Origin of the sequence: Streptosporangium sp. NPDC002721 (assembly GCF_042888905.1) — a bacterium.
Taxonomy (GTDB): Bacteria; Actinomycetota; Actinomycetes; order Streptosporangiales; family Streptosporangiaceae; genus Streptosporangium.
Genome location: NZ_JBIAQI010000054.1, coordinates 1 through 18032 on the forward strand (window position 1 = coordinate 1; position 18032 = coordinate 18032).

Genomic DNA, 18032 nt, shown 5'->3' on the forward strand with positions numbered 1-18032 from the left:
GACGACGGCGCGTCCACATGCAGCGTCCTGGGCAGCACCCCATGCCGCATCGCCATGACCATCTTGATCACGCCCGCCACACCGGCCGCCGCCTGCGTGTGGCCGATGTTCGACTTGATCGAGCCCAACAGGACCGGCCGGTCCTGCGGCCGGTCCTGGCCGTACGTCGCCAGCAGGGCCTGGGCCTCGATCGGGTCGCCCAGCGTCGTACCGGTGCCGTGTGCCTCGACCACGTCGACGTCCGACGCCGACAACCCCGCCCCGGCCAGCGCCTGGCGGATCACCCGCTGCTGGGACGGGCCGTTCGGAGCGGTCAACCCGTTGGAGGCGCCGTCCTGGTTCACCGCCGAACCACGGAGGATCGCCAGCACCCGATGACCGTTGCGGCGCGCGTCCGAGAGCCGCTCCAGCACCAGCACGCCCACACCCTCGGACCAGCCCACCCCGTCGGCCGACTCGGAGAACGAGCGGCACCGGCCGTCAGAGCTCAGGCCGCCCTGGCGGGCGAAGTCGACGAAGGTGTCCGGGGTGGACATCACGGTCACCCCACCGGCCAGCGCGAGGGAGCACTCCCCCGACCGCAGCGCCTGCGCCGCCAGATGCACCGCCACCAAGGACGACGAGCACGCCGTGTCCACCGTCACCGCCGGACCCTCCAGGCCCAGCGTGTACGACACCCGCCCGGAGGTCACGCTGCCCGTGGTCCCGTTGACCACGATCCCGCGCAGCTCGTCCGGTGCCCCGTCTCCCGTCGACGGGTAGTCGTGGTACATCATCCCGGCGAAGACACCGGCCCTGCTGCCCTTCAGGGTGAGCGGGTCGATGCCCGCCCGTTCGACGGCCTCCCAGGAGGTCTCCAGCAGCAACCGCTGCTGGACGTCGATCGCCAGCGCCTCGCGCGGCGAGATCCCGAAGAACGGCGCGTCGAACTCGGCCGCGTCGTACAGGAACCCGCCCGCGCGGGCGAAGGACGCGTCCGGGAGCTCCCAGCCCCGGTCGGCGGGGAAGTCCGAGATGGCGTCCCTGCCCTCGGTGACCAGTTCCCAGAGCTGTTCGGGGGAGGTGACGCCACCCGGGTAGCGGCAGGCCATGCCGACGATGACGATCGGGTCCTCGTCGTCCGGGGCCGTGACCCGCACGGGCGGCGCGGGGGTCGTCTCGACGCCGTCGAGTCGCTCGCGGATGAAGCCGGTCACCGCCGTCGGGGTGGGCCGGTCGAACACCAGCGTGGCGGGCAGCCGGAGGCCGGTCGCCTCGATCAGCCGGTTGCGCAGTTCCACGGAGGTGAGGGAGTCCAGGCCGAGGTCCTGGAAGGTGAGGTCCGGTGAGATCGCGTTCGCCGAGGCATGGCCCAGCACGGCGGCGACCTGCCCGAGCACCAGCGTGGACACGGCCTCGCCGAGCGCCACCCCCGACAGGGCGGCGAGCGCGCCGGAGCCGGTGGACGCGGCGGCCGCCTGCCGCATGGGGGCGGGTACCAGCGCGCGGAAGACCGCCGGGACGTGGCTCCGCTCCCGCAGCGCGGCCCGGTCCAGCCGCGCCGCCACCACCACCGGTTCGGGGACCGCCAGCGCGGCGTCGAGGAAGGCGAGTCCCTGCTCGCCGGACAGGGTGCGCAACCCGGCCCGGCTCATGCGCCGCATGTCCGTCCCGGTGAGGGCCGCGGTCATCCCGGTGTCCTGCCGCCACGGTCCCCACCCGATCGACAGGGCGGCCAGCCCCAGGGCGGCACGCTGCCGTACGAGGGCGTCGAGGAAGGCGTTCGCCGCGGTGTAGCTCGCCTGGCCGCCGTTGCCGAGCGTCCCGAACACCGAGGAGAACACCACGAACGCGGTCAGGTCCAGGTCGCGGGTGAGCTCGTGCAAGTGCCAGGCGCCGTCCACCTTCGGCCGCAGCACGGTGTCGATCCGCTCGGGGGTCAGCGCCCCGATCAGCCCGTCGTCGAGCACACCGGCGGCGTGCACCACACCGGTGAGCGGGTGCTCCGGGGAGATCCCGGCGATCAGTTCGGCCAGGGCGTCTCGGTCGGACACGTCACAGGCGACGGCCGTGATCTCGGCCCCCTGTGCGGCCAGCTCCGAGGTCAGCTCCGCGGCGCCCTCGGTGTCCGGGCCGCGACGGCCGACCAGCGTCAGGTGCCGTACGCCGTGCTCGGCCACCAGGTGGCGGGCGACGAGCGCGCCCAGCCCGCTCAGGCCACCGGTGACGAGCACGGTGCCGTCGGCACCTCGGAAGGGGTCCGATACGGGTTCCGATACGGGTGAGGCGGCGCCGTCACCGGCTCCCCCGAGGGCGTCCGGTACGGAATCACCGGCTCCCCCGAGGGCGTCCGGCGCGGGCTCACCGGCTCCCAGGAAGGTGCCCGGCGCGGGTGAGGCGGCGCGGTCGTCGGTGGCCGCGACGAGCCTCGGCACCCGGGGCAGGCCGTCGCGTATCGCGACCTGCGGCTCCGTGGGGCCGAACGCCGGGTCGAACGCGGAGTCGAACGCCGCGACCAGCGTCTCGCCGGTCACCGGTCCGGCGTCGAGATCGAGCAGGACGAACCGCCCGGGGCTCTCCACCTGCGCCGAACGCACCAGGCCCCAGACCGCCGCCGCGACGAGGTCGGGCACGGCCGCGGCATCGGCATCGGCATCGGTGGTCACCGCTCCACGGGTCACGAAGATCACGGGAGTGTCGGCGCGCTCGTCGCTCCCGATCTCCCGCAGCCGGGCCAGGACCTCCGAGGTCACCGACCGCACGGCGGCCGGAACGTCGTCCCCGGCCGGCGTCGGGATCTCGACCAGCGTCACGTCCGCGGCCGGGTCCGGCTCGCGCACGAGGTCCGCCACCTGCCCGGCCGCGCGCAGGGCGGGGACGAGCCCCCACCCGTCGGAGCCGAGCACCGACCAGCGCCTCGCCGGACGGTCCCCGTTCCCGGATTCCGGCGCGAGCGGCCAGTCCAGCCGCAGCAGCGGTCCGCCGCCGGCGCGCGCCGCGGGCCGCGGATCGTTCGAAGGACGGAGCGCGAGGGAGCGTACCGACGCGACCACGCCGCCCCCGGCGTCGGCCGCGACCAGCGTGATCGTGTCCGTACCGGCCCCGCTCATCCGGACGCGGAGCGTCGAGGCGCCGGACGCGTGCAGGGACACCCCGGTCCAGGCGAACGGCAGCAGCCCGCCGCTCGCCTCGTCGAGCCCGGCGAGGGACGCCACGTGCAGCGCGGCGTCGAGCAGGGCCGGGTGCAGCCCGTACGAGCCCGCGTCGGCCGCGGGTCCTTCGGGCAGGGCGACCTCGGCGAACATCTCCCGGCCGGCACGCCAGACGGCGCGTACCCCCCGGAACGCGGGACCGTAGGAGAAGCCGACCTCCGCCCGCCGCTCGTAGAAGTCGCCGAGGTCCACCGGGACGGCGTACGCGGGAGGCCACTCGCCCATGCCGGGGTCGGGGACGCCCGGCAGGCCGGGGGCGAGCACGCCGGTGGCGTGCCGGGTCCAGGGCGCGTCCGGCTCGTCCGACGGGCGGGAGTACACGCCGATCGTCCGGCCACCGCCGCCGTCGGCGGCGCCGAGCGCCACCTGCAGTCGCACGTCGCCCCGCTCGGGCAGTACGAGCGGCGCGGTGAGCGTGAGCTCCTCCACCAGGCCGCACCCGACCTCGGTGGCCGCCCGCACGGCCAGCTCCACGAAGGCCGTGCCGGGGAACAGCACCCGTCCGGCCACCACGTGGTCGGACAGCCACGGATGCGCGGCCGTCGAGACCAGGGCGGTGAACAGGAACCCGCCGGTGTCGGGCAGCTCCACCGCCGCGCCGAGCAGCGGGTGCCGCGACCGGTCCAGCCCGGCGGAGGTGACGTCGCCCGCGGTCGCCGAGGGGTGGGGCCAGTATCGCTCCCGCTGGAACGCGTAGGTCGGCAGGTCCACCCGATGGGCCGCCGCCGTGCCGGAGAACAGCTCCGGCCACCGCACCGGCGTCCCGTGCACGTACAGCCGGGCGGCCGCCGCCAGTGCCGCGACCTCCTCGCCACGGTCCCTGCGCAGGATGGGAAAGGCCACCGGCCCCGACGCTTCGGCCGGTCCCTGCGTCCCGATCGCTCCCGGCGTCCCGGCCAGCCCCGGCGTCCCGGCCGCTCCCGGCGCCCCGATCGGTCCCGGTGTCCCGGCCGCTCCCGGCGTCTCGGCCGGGTTCTGCGTTCCGGCCGGGTTCCGGTCGGTCGGTGAGGAGAGGTTCTGGTGGACGAGTGCCGACAGCCCGCCGTCCGGGCCGAGCTCCAGGAACACCCTGGCCCCCGCCGCCCCGGCGGCGCGGATCGCGTCGGCGAAGCGCACCGGACGCGTGACGTGGTCCACCCAGTAATCCGGCGAGCACAGGTACGCGGCGTCGACCGGCCCGCCGGTCACGGTGGAGAGGATCGGCGTCCCCGGCCGCCGGAAGGTCAGCCCTTCGACGACCTCCCGGAACTCCGCCAGCATGGGCTCCATCAGCGGCGAGTGGAACGCGTGGCTCACCCGCAGGCGCCTGGTCCCGCCGAAGCGCGCGGCGACGCGCAGGACGGCGTCCTCGGCTCCGGCGATCACGACGGACGACGGGCCGTTCACCGCGCCGATGACGGCCCCGTCCTCCAGCACCGGCTCCACCTGAGCCTCGCCCGCCTGGACGGACACCATCGCCCCGCCCTCGGGCAGGCGCTGCATCAGCCTGCCCCGGGCGGCGACCAGCGTGCAGGCGTCGTCCAGCGACAGCACCCCGGCCACATGGGCGGCGGCGATCTCGCCGATCGAGTGCCCCACCAGCAGGTCCGGTGTCACGCCCCAGGACTCGACCAGGCGGAAGAGCGCCACCTCGATCGCGAAGAGCGCCGGCTGGGTGTACTCGGTGCGGTCCAGTGCCCCGGCGTCCGTGCCGAACATCACCTCGCGCGGCGACCTCTCCAGCCTGCCGTCCAGCCGCGCGAACACGTCGTCGAGCGCGCGGGCGAAGACCGGGAACCGGGCGGCGAGGTCGCGGCCCATCCCGATCCGCTGCGCGCCCTGTCCCGCGAACAGCACCGCCAGCGGGCCGGGCGGACCGGCGACGCCGCGTGCCACCTCGGCCACGCCGTCGCCTCCCGCCAGCAACACCGCCCGGTGGGCGAACTCCGAACGGGCCGTCACCAGCGCGTGGCCGATGTCGGCCGGGTCCGCTCCGCTCTCGGCCACGGAGGACGTCAACCGGTCGATCTGGGCGCCGAGCGCGGCCTCGGTCTTACCGGAGACCACCCAGGGCACCAGGGTGGACGCCCCCGGTGCCGTGTCGGCGGAAGGGTCCGGCACCTGCTCGACGATCACGTGTGCGTTGGTGCCGCTGATCCCGAACGACGACACCCCGGCCCGGCGGGGCCGTCCGGCCTCCGGCCAACCGGCGCGCTCGGTCACCAGCCCGACCGCACCGGCCGACCAGTCCACGTGCGAGGTGGGGGCGTCGACGTGCAACGTCCGCGGCACGATCCCCCGCCGCATGGCCATCACCATCTTGATCACACCCGCGACCCCGGCCGCCGCCTGGGTGTGACCGATGTTCGACTTGATCGACCCGAGCAGCAGCGGCCGGTCGTCCGGCCTGTCCTGCCCGTACGTCGCCAGCAGCGCCTGGAGCTCGATCGGGTCGCCCAGCCTGGTGCCCGTGCCGTGCGCCTCCACCACGTCCACGTCCGAGGGGGAGAGCCCGGCGCCGGCGAGGGCCTGCCGGATCACCCGCTGCTGGGAGACGCCGCTGGGGGCGGTGAGGCCGTTGGAGGCGCCGTCGGAGTTGACGGCCGACCCGCGGAGCACGGCGAGCACCCGGTGACCGTTGCGACGGGCGTCCGACAGGCGTTCCAGCACCAGCACGCCGACGCCCTCGGCCCATCCCGTACCGTCGGCGGCGTCGGCGAACGCCTTGCACCGCCCGTCCGGGGAGAGGCCGCCCTGCTTGGCGAACTCCAGGAAGATGCCCGGCGTCGACATGACGGTGACCCCGCCCGCCAGCGCCAGCGAGCACTCCCCGGAACGCAGCCCCTGCGCGGCCAGGTGCAGGCCGACCAGCGACGACGAGCACGCGGTGTCCACCGTGATCGCGGGGCCCTCCAGCCCCAGGGTGTACGCGACCCGGCCGGACAGGACGCTGGGCGAGGTGCCCGTCAGCGTGTAGCCCTCGGCGTCGCCGGACGCCTCGTGCATGCGGACGCCGTAGTCCTGCGCCATCGCGCCCAGGTACACGCCGGTCCGGGTGCCCTCCAGCGACGACGGCGGGATCCCGGCCCGCTCCACCGCCTCCCAGGTCACCTCCAGCGCCAGCCGCTGCTGCGGATCCATCGCCAGCGCCTCACGCGGCGAGATCCCGAAGAACGCGGCGTCGAAGTCTCCGGCATCGTGGAGGAAGCCGCCGGGATGGTCCGCGGGGAGGGCCCCCATCCGCCAGCCACGGTCGGCGGGCAGCGCCGACACCGCGTCCACACCGGCGTCGACCAGCCGCCACAGGCTTTCCGGGGAGTCGATCCCGCCCGGGTAGCGGCAGGCCATCCCGATGATCGCGATGGGCTCGCCCGCCGCGGGAGGAGAGGCCACCGGTTCCGGAGGCGGAGGTTCGGAACCGGTGGCGGTCATGGACCCCAGGTAGGCGGCGAGTCTCGCCGGCGTGGGGTGGTCGAAGAGGACGGTGGCGCTCAGCGCGGGCCCGTCGGCCGGATGGAGCCGGGTCGTGAGCTCGACGAGCATCGCGGAGTCGAAGCCGAGCTCCTTGAAGGGCAGGCCGAGATCGATCCCGTCGGGATCGTAGGTCCCGAGGACCGCCGCGCACGCGTCACGGACCAGGTCCAGCGAGCTGCCGGAACCGGCCCGGACGGCATCTGGCCCATCCAGCCTGTCCAGTCCGTCCAGTCCGTCCAGTCCGCCCGGCTCGTCCGACCTGTCCGGTCCCCCGTCGCCCGCCGATCCCGATCCCGATCCCAGTCCCGACGCCCGCGCCAATCCCGACGCCTGTGCCGGTCCTGATGCCCGTGCCAATCCCGACGCCTGTGCCGGCCCCGATCCCGTCCGCGTCCGGCGACCCGCTTCACCCCGCCCCCCTCCCCGGCCGGGCTCCTCCAGCCAGTGACGGTCACGTTGGAACGCGTACGTCGGCAACTCGACCCGGGACCCGGCGGGCAGAAGCCTCTCCCAGCCGACCTCCACCCCGTTCGCGTGGAGTTCGGCGACCGAGGTCATCACGCGGGAGACCCCGGCGTCGTTTTTCCGGATGGTGCAGACGGCCACCACCGGGCGGCCGGCGGTCCGCGCGCTCTCCTGGAGGCTGCCGACCAGTACCGGGTTCGGGCTCACCTCGACGAAGGGACCGAAGCCGTCGGCCAGCAGTCGCCCGACCGCGCCCTGGAAGTCGACCGGCCGGCGCAGGTTGCGGTACCAGTAGTCGCCGTCGAGCTCCGCCGTGTCCAGCGGGGCGCCGGTCACCGTCGAGTAGAAGGAGATCGCCGAGCTGCGCGGCCGGAGCGGTGCCAGCAGCGTTGCCAGGCGCTCCTCGATCTGCTCGACGACGGAGGAGTGCGAGGCGTAGTCGATGTTGACCCGGCCCATCCGCACCGTGTCCGCCCACTCGGCCGTCATCTCGGCCAGCGCCTCGTTGTCCCCCGACACCACCACCGAGGACGGGCCGTTCACGGCGCCGACGGTCAGGCGGCCCTCCCAGCGGGCCAGCCGGTCGTCCATGACCTCCGAGGGCAGTTCCACCGAGACCATGCCGCTCCTGCCGGAGAGGACCTCGGTGATCAGCTTCGACCTGGCGGTCACGAGCCAGGCGCCGTCCTCCAGCGACAGCGCGCCCGCGACACACGCGGCGGCGACCTCCCCCTGCGAGTGGCCCACCACCGCGGCCGGTTCCACGCCGTACGACCGCCACAGCCCCGCCAGGGAGACCATGATCGCCCACAGCACGGGCTGGATCACGTCGGCGCGTTTCGTGGACGGGCCGCCGGGTTCTCCCCGGACGACGCCCGTCAGCGACCAGTCGACGAACGGCGCCAGCGCCGCCTCGCACTCCGCCATGGCGGCGGCGAACTCCGGCGACGAGTCGAGCAGTTCCGCTCCCATTCCCGTCCACTGCGATCCCTGGCCGGGAAACACGAAGACCGGCCGGTCGGCGAGCCCCACCGGGCCGGGAGGCGTGCCACCGGAACCGGAAGCGGAAGAGGAAGCGGACCCGGCGTCGGCGCCGGTCCTGCCGCGCACCACCCCGGGCGCGGAACGCCCCGCCGACAGCGCGTCCAGCCCCTGGAGCAGTCGCTCGCGCCCCTCACCGATGACGACCGCCCGATGGCGCAGGCCGGCCCGCGTCGTCGCCAGCGAGAAGGCCACGTCACCGGGCGAGAGGTCCTCCCGCTCCCTGACGTGGCGGGCGAGCCTGGCCGCCTGCGCCCGCAGCGCGCTCTCGGTGTGGCCGGACAGCGACCAGTACACCGGTGACGAACCCGCCGTCCCAGCCCCTTCCAGCCCGGACCCTTCCAGCCCAGAATCCTCCGGCCCGGACCCCTCAGCCCCGGACCGCTCCCCCGGCGCGCCGGGCTCGGTCACCGACGCCGGGAAGGGGCGCTCCGGGGCGGAGGTCAGCACGACGTGGCAGTTGGTGCCGCCGATGCCGAACGACGAGACGCCCGCGACGAGACGCCCGTCCCCGTCACCGCCCTCGTCACCGGCGCCCAGCGGCCACGGCGTGGGGGACCCCACCACCCGCAGGTTCCACTCGTCGAGGCGGATCGCGGGGTTCGGCCGCTCGAAGTTCAGGCTCGGCGGCAGCAGGCGGTGCTCGATGGCCAGTACGGTCTTGAGCAGCCCGACGATGCCGGCGGCGCCCTCCAGATGGCCGACGTTGGTCTTGGCCGATCCCACCCACAGGGGCACGCCCGAGCGGCCCGTACCGTGCACCGCGCCGAGCGCGGCGGCCTCGACGGGATCGCCCACCCTGGTGCCGGTGCCGTGCAGCTCGACGTAGCCGACGCTCGCCGGATCCACGCCCGCGCGCCGGTACGCCGACCGCAGCACCCGCTCCTGCGCCCGAGGGCTCGGGGTGGTGAGCGTCTCGCCGGGACCGTCGTTGTTGACCGCGCTGCCCGAGATGACGCAGTACACGTGGTCGCCGTCCGCGAGGGCGCGCGACAGCGGCTTGAGGAGGACGACGGCGCCGCCCTCGCCTCGGACGTAGCCGTTCGCCCGCGCGTCGAAGGTGAAGCACCTGCCGTCCGGGGACAGCGCGCCGAGCCGTTCGGCCGCCAGGGCGCCCTCCTCGGCGAGGTTGAGCTGGACCCCGCCCGCGAGGGCCATGGCGGACTCGCCGCTGCGGATGCTCTCGCAGGCGAGGTGCACCGCCACCAGAGAGGACGACTGGCCGGTGTCCACGGCCATGCTCGGGCCGGTCAGGGCGAGGAAGTGCGAGACCCGGTTGGCGAGGATGCTGCGGTTGACGCCCGTGAGCGAGTGGTGGCCGATCCCCGCCGCGCCGCTCCGCCGGCTCAGCAGCGCGTAGTCGTCCGCCGTCGCGCCGATGAACACGCCGACGTCGGTGCCCCGGAGGGGGGCGGGCGCGATGCGCGCGTCCTCCAGCGCCTCCCAGGCGAGTTCCAGCGTGAGCCGCTGCTGGGGATCCATCGCGCGGGCCTCGCGGGGCGAGATCCCGAAGAACCCGGCGTCGAACCGGTCGACCCCGTCCAGGAACGCGCCGTACGCGCCGGGACCGAGCTCGATGTCCGCACCGGAACCGGGCTCGGCGTCCGCACCGGAACCGGGCTCGGCGTCCGTACCGGAACCGGGCTCGGCGTCCGTACCGGCATCGGGCTCGGCGTCCGCGCTCCAGCGGCCGGGTGGCACCGTGGACACGGCGCTCACGCCGTCGCGCAGCAGCCGCCAGAACTCCGCCGGTCCCGGCGCGGAGGGCAACCGGCAGGACACCCCGACGATCGCGATGCGATCGTCATCCGCGCCGGAGTCATGGCCAGGCATGAACTCGGATCGATTCACGCACCGCTCCCCATACACGTCGTCATGCCGACACGCGGAGACCGGTTCGCCGCCCGGCGAGGGCGGGCGTCCGGATCACCGCGTCCGGCTCGTGGCCCTACGGCCAGCTCGAACTATGCCGAGCACAGGCTGCGCGTTTCACTAGTTGTGCGGCGCCGCGGGCCAGGTCTGCGCCCCGGGGCGCGCGGATCCTAGTGTTTTCACGAGTGCCGTCCGGGTTCTCCTGTACTTGGCCCGGCGCGTGTCCGGAGAGTCCCGTGTCGCGACGCGGCGAGGGGGCGGGATCTTCTGAGCGCCTCTTATCGCCCCGTGCCGACGAGCCGGCCGGCTGATGAGTGAGGAACCCCATGGCGTTCAGATATCAGGTTTCGAAACCGTACCTCGCAGGACGGGAGATGGAGTACCTCACCGAGGCCGTCCGCTCCGGCTGGATATCCTCGCAGGGCCCCTTCGTCAGGCGCTTCGAGGAGGAGTTCGCCCAGTACAACGGCCTTTCGTACGGCGTCGCGTGCTCCTCGGGCACGACCGCCCTCACCCTCGCCCTGCGGGCGCTCGGGGTCGGTCCCGGCGACGAGGTGCTGGTGCCCGAGTTCACCATGGTCGCCACCGCGTGGGCGGTCACCTACACCGGCGCGGTGCCGGTGTTCGTGGACTGCGCCGACGACCTCAACATCGACGTCTCGCTGATCGAGTCCCGGATCACCCCCCGTACCAAGGTGATCATGCCGGTGCACGTCTACGGCCGGCGGTGCGACATGGACGCGATCATGAAGCTGGCGCACGAGTACAACCTGAGGGTGGTGGAGGACTCGGCGGAGGCGCACGGCGTGCGCCCGGTGGGCGACATCGCGTGCTTCTCGCTGTTCGCCAACAAGATCATCACTGCCGGCGAGGGGGGCGTCTGCGTCACGAACAGCGAGCATCTCGCCCAGCAGATGGCCCACCTGCGCAGCATGGCCTTCAGCAAGGAGCACGACTTCATCCACAAGAAGCTGGCCTACAACTTCCGCATGACGAACATGCAGGCCGCGGTCGCCCTGGCCCAGCTGGAGCAGATCGACGAGATCCTCGCCATCCGCAAGCGGATCGAGAACCACTACGACAGCGGGCTCGACGGCATCGACGGGGTCACCATCATGCCGCCCCGTGACGTCCTGTGGATGTACGACATCCGGGTGGAGCGGCGCGAGGAGCTGCGGGAGTTCCTGACCGACGCGGGCATCGAGACCCGGCCGTTCTTCCAGCCCATGAGCCGCCAGCCGATGTACCGCACCCCCGACTGGCCCTCGCTGAACGCCGCCCGCTTCGCGGCCGACGGGCTCTACCTGCCCACCGACCCCGGGCTGACCGAGTCCGACCAGGACTGGGTGATCGGGAAGGTACGCGAGTTCTACCAGGGGACCGGGCCACGCGACACGCACGCGTATGACCGCGCACGCATATGACCGTTCGCGTATGTGGCCGTCTACACGCGTGACCCTTCGGCGTGCTGACCGTCTACGTGCGTAACCGTTCACGTGCGCCTGTTCACGTATATGACCGTTCGGTGTGCTGACCGTTCGACGTGCCGGCCGGATGATCCTCTCGCTCCCGGCCGGCCGAAGCTCCCGTGTCCCCGTACGTCCCCTCAGACGGCCATCCGCCGGAACTCCGGCCACAGCTCCGGCAGCGGGGCCCTCGGCTCACGGCACAGCCAGACGGGCGTGCCGACCTCCAGGCCGAGGCGGGTGTCCACGGTGGCCACCCGCCGCACGTCGCCGAAGTACGACCGCAGCCGCCCGGCCTCGTCGCCGACGTACAGCACCGTGCCGGTCCCCGGGGGAGGCGTGCCGAAGTACCAGTAGCCGCGGCTGCCGCTGTACGGCTTCGGCAGCCCCCGCTCGGGGCCGTAGAACTCGAGGGCGGCGGCCTGCCAGTAGACCCTGGTGATCACCACGGCGTCCCGCCGCTCGTCCGGTGGCAGTGCCCGGTACGCCCGGCCGACGGCGTCGGCGAACTCCGGCCAGCCGAACTGGCCGATCGTGACGAGGTTGACCCCGGGGTTCTCGCCGGGGCCGGGCTGCCGCACCTGGTCGGCGGGCAGGACCGGCAGCCAGTAGAGGGACGGCAGCGCCGACAGCGCGACGACCGGCCAGGTCGGTACCCACCGCCACCAGCGCGCCGGCCGGCGCCGCTGCAGCTCGACCGCGGCGGCGGACCACAGCACCGGGAACAGCCCGATCACGTAGTACCACCGGCCTCCGGCCAGCCAGAAGACCGTGATCACCGCGACGGCGGCCACGCCGTAGAACCGGTAGGGCCGGAGCAGCGGGGAGCGCAGCAGCCGCCACAGGCCGTACCAGGCCAGCACGCTCCCGACGAGCAGGCCGGGCTGGGCGAGCACGAGCGGGAGGAACAGCGCGCGGCCGCCGTTCAGGCTCACCTCCTCGGACACCGTCCGGACCATCTCGAACTGCGGCCACCCGTTCCCGGCCTGCCAGGCCAGCCCGGGAAGCATCGTCAGCACGGTGATCGCGGCACCGGCCCACAGCAGCGGCCTGCGCGGCAGGTCCCGCGGCCCCACCGCGAGCGCGGCCACTCCCAGCGCGAGCCACAGCACCGGGATCAGGAACTTGACCTGCAGGGCGACGGCCGTGGCGACACCCGCCCACAGCAGCGGGCGGTCGTCCCGCCGTCCCTCGTCGCGCAACCGGACCCAGCGGATCACCAGCCAGGAGACCAGCGCCCACAGGAACCCGTCGAAGGCGTTCGTGGCCAGGAGGTGGCCGTTGACGACCATGCCGATGGCGGACACCGCGGCGGTCGTCACCTGCGCCCGGCGCCGGCCGCCCAGCTCCCTGGCGATCTGGGTGGCGACGACGACCCCCAGCGCCGTGAGCACCGTCGCCGGAAGCCGCAGCGCGACCAGGGATCCGGGAAACAGCGTGTCCATCACGTGCGCGATCAGCGGCAGCAGGGGCGGCTGGTCGGCGTACCCCCAGTCCAGGTGCCCGCCGGCGGCCACGAAGTACAGCTCGTCGGCGAAGTAGCCGTACCGGCCGCTCGTCGCGAACAGCAGCACCGCGACCGCTCCGGCGATGACCGACACGGGCCCCCAGGCCAGGGGCGCGATCGTGCCCTCCGGCTCGACGACCTCTGAAGGCGCCTCGGGCGCCTTCACGGCGGACTCGTCCATCCTGCTCTCCCGCTCTCAGGTAGGTTCCGGCCGCCGGGGCGGCGCCCTCGATCCGGCTCCGGAATGGTCAGGACAGGGAGAACTCGGGCGAGTAGATGTCGAGCCAGCAGTGCATGTCGATGATCTTGTCCAGGAGGAGCTTGTCGCCGTGCGAGATCGTCGACGAGTCCATCTCGACCGCGTTCTTCAGCCATTCCCGGTTGAACAGCGCGAACAGCGGGCTGTCGGCGTCGGCCAGCACCTCCTTGCCCTGGATCTGCAGGGCACTCGAGTAGCGGGTGTCGTGCATCATCGTCGGGTAACCGCTCTTCACCCGGTCGGCCACCGACGGCGGGAGCAGGTCCTTCACGGCGTGCCTCAGCAGGCTCTTCTCCCTGCCGTCGAACGACTTGTGCTTCCACGGCACGTTGTAGACGTACTCGACGAGACGGTGGTCGCAGTACGGGACCCGCACCTCGAGACCGACCGCCATGGAGAGGCGGTCCTTACGGTCGAGCAGCATCCGCAGGAACCTGGTCAGGTGCATGTGGAACATGACGCGCATCTGACGCTCGACCCGTGACGCGCTGTCGAGATGCTCGACGGCCGCCACCGCCGTCGCGTACTGGTCCCCGAGGTAGCTGTCCAGTTCCAGGGCCGCCAGCCCCTCCGCGGTGAAGGGCATGACGTCGGAGGCGCCGGCCTGCGCGCCGAGCACCGCCGCCATCCAGGGAAAGATGGGGAAGTCCCGGGTCTTGTCGTGGAACCACCGGTAGCCGCCGAAGTTCTCGTCCGCCGCCTCGCCGGACAGGGCCACCGTCGACTCGTTACGTATCTCCCGGAACAGCCTGTACATCGAGATGTCCGACTCGCCGAACGCGTTCGGCGTGTCCCGTGCCGTGATCACGGCGCGGCGGATGGCCGGATCCGACAGGTCCTCCGCGTTCAGCACCACCTGCCGGTGCACCGGCTTGATCCGGTCGACCATGTCCCTGACGAACGGCGCGTCCGGGGTGGTCCGGAACACGTCCGCCTGGAAGCGGTCGACGTGGTCGACGAAGTCGACCGAGAACGTGCGCAGCCGTTCACCGGCCGCGGTCAGCTCGGGCGACGCGAGGGCGGCGATCGCACTGGAGTCCAGCCCGCCGGAGAGCAGGACGCACTGGGGCACGTCGGAGATCAGCTGCCGCTTGACGGTGTCGTCGAGCAGCTGCCGCACCCGTTCGACCGTGCGCCTCTGGTCGTCGGTGTGCCGCGCCGTGCGCAGCCTCCAGTACGTCCTTTTGCGGATTCCGCTCGCGTCGACGGTGACCAACGTGCCCGGTTCGACCTCGTGCATCCCCTTCCAGATCGCCTGCCCCGGCCCGATGCCGGTCACCGCCGTGCGGATCCCGTCGATGTCGACCGCCCGGCGGGCGAGGGGGTTGGCCAGGATCGCCTTCGGTTCCGACCCGAACAGCACACCGTCGCGGGTCGGGTAGTAGTAGAGCGGCTTCACCCCCAGCCGGTCGCGCATCATGACGAGCTTCTGGTCGCGGCTGTCCCAGACGGCGAAGGCGAACATCCCGTTGAGGTGGTCGACGACGCCCTCACCCCATTCGAGATAGCCGTTCAGCACGACCTCGGTGTCGCTCGCGGTACGGAACCGGTGCCCTCGGGCCCGCAGCTCCCCGCGCAGTTCGACGAAGTTGTAGGCCTCGCCGCTGTACACCAGGACCACCGGGCCGTCCGGCGTGGCGAACTCCATGGGTTGCACGCCGCCGTCCAGGTCGATGACCGCCAGCCTCCGGTGGCCGAGCGCGACGTGCCGTCGAAGCCACGTCCCGGAGGCGTCGGGCCCGCGCAGCGCCATGGTGGCGGTCATCGCGTCGATCGTGGCCTGCCGTTCGGTCAGGTCCGCGTCATAGGACACCCAGCCCGTGATCCCACACATAACCGGCCCTCTCCTCATCTGTCTCTGTCACAGAAATCGGCCACGGCTCTCGTGGGTGGCCTGCTCGGGTGGATCCCGACGAAGCGCTGACGCGGGCGACGGTCCCGACGCCCTGTCGAAACCCGATGCTAGGCACCTTTCTCTAGGAAAACGCCTAGTCGGTTTCGGTGATGCGGGGAGGAGCCGGACTCACCGGCGCGGCGGCGAGGAACCGCGCGCCACCCGCGCCGGCGCCGGAGGACCCGCACGTCATCCCCGCCGGCACCGTGGTTCCGGTGATTTCCGGGAACCGGGTTCTAGTGATTTCCGGGAATCGGCCGCGTCAGGATGCGCAGGACAGGAAAACAAGATCGCTGCTCGGACTCGTCACACATGTCGCTTCGGCAGCCGGTCCAAGGAGGCAGTCAAAGGTGAACCCGATTTTGATCACCGCCGACACGTCCTCGGCCGTCCGGCTCTGACGCGATGCGTGCCCTCATAGTGACCGTCGGCTCGGAGGGGGATCTCCAGCCCTTCCTCGCCCTCGGGAAGGAACTGCTCGCGGCGGGCCACGACGTCACGTTCTCGGCCTCCGACGGTTACGCGGCGCGTGCCGACGCCGTCGGTGTCCCCTTCGCCGGCAGGCCGGGGTGGAGCGCGACGGAGTTCCAGGAGAACTACGCCCGCATCCTCGGCGAGCGGAACAAGCTGCGGCAGCTGACGGTCGTGATCGACTTCCTGGCGCGGGAGCAGCGTGCCGCGGTGCCCCAGCTGATGGAGCTGGCACGCGAGGCCGACGTCGTCATCCACTCACCGCTGGCCATCGGCGCGGTCGCGGCGGCGCGCGCGGTCGGCACGCCCCAGGTGAGCGTGCACCACACCTGGCCGCTGCGCCGGGCGCGTGGGCACGGCCCGAACAACGTCGACTTCGGGCCCCTCGGCAACGCCCTCGCGTGGTCGATCGTCGGCTCGGGGGTCAGGCTCGCGACCGACAAGCTCCTGAACCCCGTCGTCGCCGCGGCCGGCCTTCCGCCCTGGCGCGACGTTCTCTTCGACGCGAGCCATTCACCCCTGCTCAACCTCATCGCCATCAGCCCGCACACCCTCGGGCACGATCCGCTCTTCGGCCCCACCTACCGCACCACGGGGTACTGGTTCCTGGAGGAGCCGGAGTACGTCCCCCCGGACGACCTCGCGGCGTTCGTGTCCGACGAGCCGCCGGTCGTGATCGGCTTCGGCTCGAACAACGGGTTCGACGCCGGCGCGGTCACGAAGCAGTTGCTGGAGGCGATCCACGGCCTGGGCCGGCGCGTCGTCCTGCAGTCCGGCTGGGCGGGGCTCGGAGACCTGGAGCTGCCGTCCAACGTGTTCCTGGCGGACTTCGTCCCGCACGGGTGGCTCTACGCCCGCGCCGCGTGCGTCGTCCACCACGGGGGGGCCGGGACGACCGCGGCGGCGTTCCGGGCCGGTGTCCCGCAGGCGGTCGTGTGGCTCCAGGGCGACCAGATCCACTGGGGAAGAAGGATCGCGCAGCTCGGCGTCGGGCCCTCGCCCCGTCACCACCACACCTTCAAGGCCGGCTGGTTGCGAGGCGCCCTCGATCGCCTGCTCACCGACGGCGGCATGGTCACCCGCGCCCGGACGCTCGGCACGGCGATCCGCCGGGAGGACGGGACCGGCACGGCGGTCCGCGCGATCGAAGAGGTGATCGAGGAGGTGTCCGCGGCCAGGTGACGGTGGCCGCGGAACCCTCACGGCGAGACGCATGACCCGGCGGGATCGCGTCACGGCCCGCGATGTCACAGCCCGCGATGTCATGGCCCGCGATCACGAGCCGCGATCACGGGCCGTTGCCGGGGTTTCCGGCCGCGTCCCCTACGCCTCGAAGTCCTCTACGCGTCAAGGTACCTACGCGTCGAGGGACGCCCACCAGGACCGGTTCTCCCGGTACCAGATGACGGCGTCCGCGAGACCTTCCTTGAAGTCGATCTCGGGTTCGTACCCGATCTCCTCGGTGATCTTCCTGTGGTCGAGCGAGTAGCGGTGGTCCTGGACCGGCCGGTCCGCCACGTAGCGGACCCGGCCCCAGTCGGCCCCGGCCAGTTCGAGCAGGAGGCCGGTCAGCTCCCGGTTGGTGAGCTCTATCCCGCCGCCGATGTTGTAGATCTCACCGGCGCGCCCCTTGTCGAGGACCAGCGAGATGCCCCGGCAGTGGTCGTCGACGTGCAGCCACTCCCGGACGGCGCTGCCGTCTCCGTGCAGCGTGAGGTCGCGCCCCTGGAGCAGGCGGGTGATGAAGCGGGGAATGATCTTCTCCGGATACTGCCGGGGCCCGTAGTTGTTGGAGCACCGGGTGATCGACAGGTCCAGGCCGTACGTGCGCCAGTGCGAGCGGGCGAGGCAGTCACTGGCCGCCTTCGACGCCGAGTACGGGTTGTTGGGTTCGAGCCGGAACCGTTCCGTCCACGACCCCTGCTCGATCGAGCCGTACACCTCATCGGTGGACACGTGCACGACGCGCTGGATCCCGTGGACCCCGCACTGTTCGAGAAGGCGGTGGGTGCCCATCACGTTGGCCCACATGAACGGTTCGGCGTCGTCCACCGCCCGGTCGACGTGCGACTCGGCGGCGAAGTGCACGACCGCGTCGTGCCCCGGCACGAGATCGGCCAGCAGCTCCCGGTCGCAGATGTCGCCGCGCACGAAGGTCAGCCTCGGATGCGCCTCGGGCAGGTTCTCCCTCCTGCCGGCGTAGGTCAGCTTGTCCAGGACGGTGATTCGGGTGTCCTCGTGGCCGGGGTACCGGCCGTCCAGCATCGACCGTACGAAATGGGATCCGATGAACCCAGCTCCGCCAGTGACCAGGATTCGCATCTGATACTCCTTCATCCGCGGTACCTGCCTCGCCTCTGGCGGACAACTCGGACGGGGACACGGTGTCGGCGATCATGTGATTCCCCCCAGT

General features: G+C 72.5%; 6 protein-coding genes. 2 read left to right on the forward strand and 4 right to left on the reverse strand.

Annotation, left to right across the window (positions count from 1 at the left end):
• Positions 1-10001: SDR family NAD(P)-dependent oxidoreductase (locus tag ACFYWM_RS42695; RefSeq protein ID WP_389926982.1), on the reverse strand; the 10001-nt coding region annotated here is incomplete at its 3' end.
• A gap of 395 nt (positions 10002-10396) precedes the next feature.
• Between ACFYWM_RS42695 and ACFYWM_RS42700 the strand changes: the two genes are divergently transcribed.
• Positions 10397-11446: a DegT/DnrJ/EryC1/StrS family aminotransferase gene (locus tag ACFYWM_RS42700; RefSeq protein ID WP_389926985.1), complete on the forward strand. Its 1050-nt coding sequence runs from the start codon at positions 10397-10399 to the stop codon at positions 11444-11446.
• 182 nt (positions 11447-11628) lie between these two features.
• Here the strand turns inward: ACFYWM_RS42700 and ACFYWM_RS42705 are convergent, their stop codons facing one another.
• The gene (locus ACFYWM_RS42705) at positions 11629-13176 is read right to left on the reverse strand and encodes a glycosyltransferase family 39 protein (RefSeq protein ID WP_389926988.1); all 1548 of its coding nucleotides are present in this window, start codon (positions 13174-13176) and stop codon (positions 11629-11631) included.
• A 67-nt stretch (positions 13177-13243) separates the two neighbouring features.
• Positions 13244-15106: an asparagine synthase (glutamine-hydrolyzing) gene (gene asnB / locus ACFYWM_RS42710; RefSeq protein ID WP_389926990.1), complete on the reverse strand. Its 1863-nt coding sequence runs from the start codon at positions 15104-15106 to the stop codon at positions 13244-13246.
• Positions 15107-15553: 447 nt separating this feature from the next.
• Here asnB and ACFYWM_RS42715 point away from each other — a divergent pair, with 447 nt between their 5' ends.
• The gene (locus ACFYWM_RS42715; protein ID WP_389926993.1) at positions 15554-16801 is read left to right on the forward strand and encodes a glycosyltransferase; all 1248 of its coding nucleotides are present in this window, start codon (positions 15554-15556) and stop codon (positions 16799-16801) included.
• A 174-nt stretch (positions 16802-16975) separates the two neighbouring features.
• Here ACFYWM_RS42715 and rfbB read toward each other — a convergent pair whose 3' ends face one another.
• On the reverse strand, positions 16976-17941 hold the full coding sequence (rfbB, locus tag ACFYWM_RS42720) for a dTDP-glucose 4,6-dehydratase (RefSeq protein WP_389926996.1): 966 nt from the start codon (positions 17939-17941) through the stop codon (positions 16976-16978).
• Positions 17942-18032: the final 91 nt, after the last annotated feature.

What these genes read in the sequence shown, in the direction of transcription:
- ACFYWM_RS42700 (WP_389926985.1), top strand. Translation starts at nt 10,397, where the DNA reads ATGGAGTACCTCACCGAGGCCGTCCGCTCCGGCTGGATATCCTCGCAG.
- ACFYWM_RS42705 (WP_389926988.1), bottom strand. Translation starts at nt 13,176, where the DNA reads ATGGACGAGTCCGCCGTGAAGGCGCCCGAGGCGCCTTCAGAGGTCGTC.
- asnB (WP_389926990.1), bottom strand. Translation starts at nt 15,106, where the DNA reads ATGAGGAGAGGGCCGGTTATGTGTGGGATCACGGGCTGGGTGTCCTAT.
- ACFYWM_RS42715 (WP_389926993.1), top strand. Translation starts at nt 15,554, where the DNA reads ATGCGTGCCCTCATAGTGACCGTCGGCTCGGAGGGGGATCTCCAGCCC.
- rfbB (WP_389926996.1), bottom strand. Translation starts at nt 17,941, where the DNA reads ATGCGAATCCTGGTCACTGGCGGAGCTGGGTTCATCGGATCCCATTTC.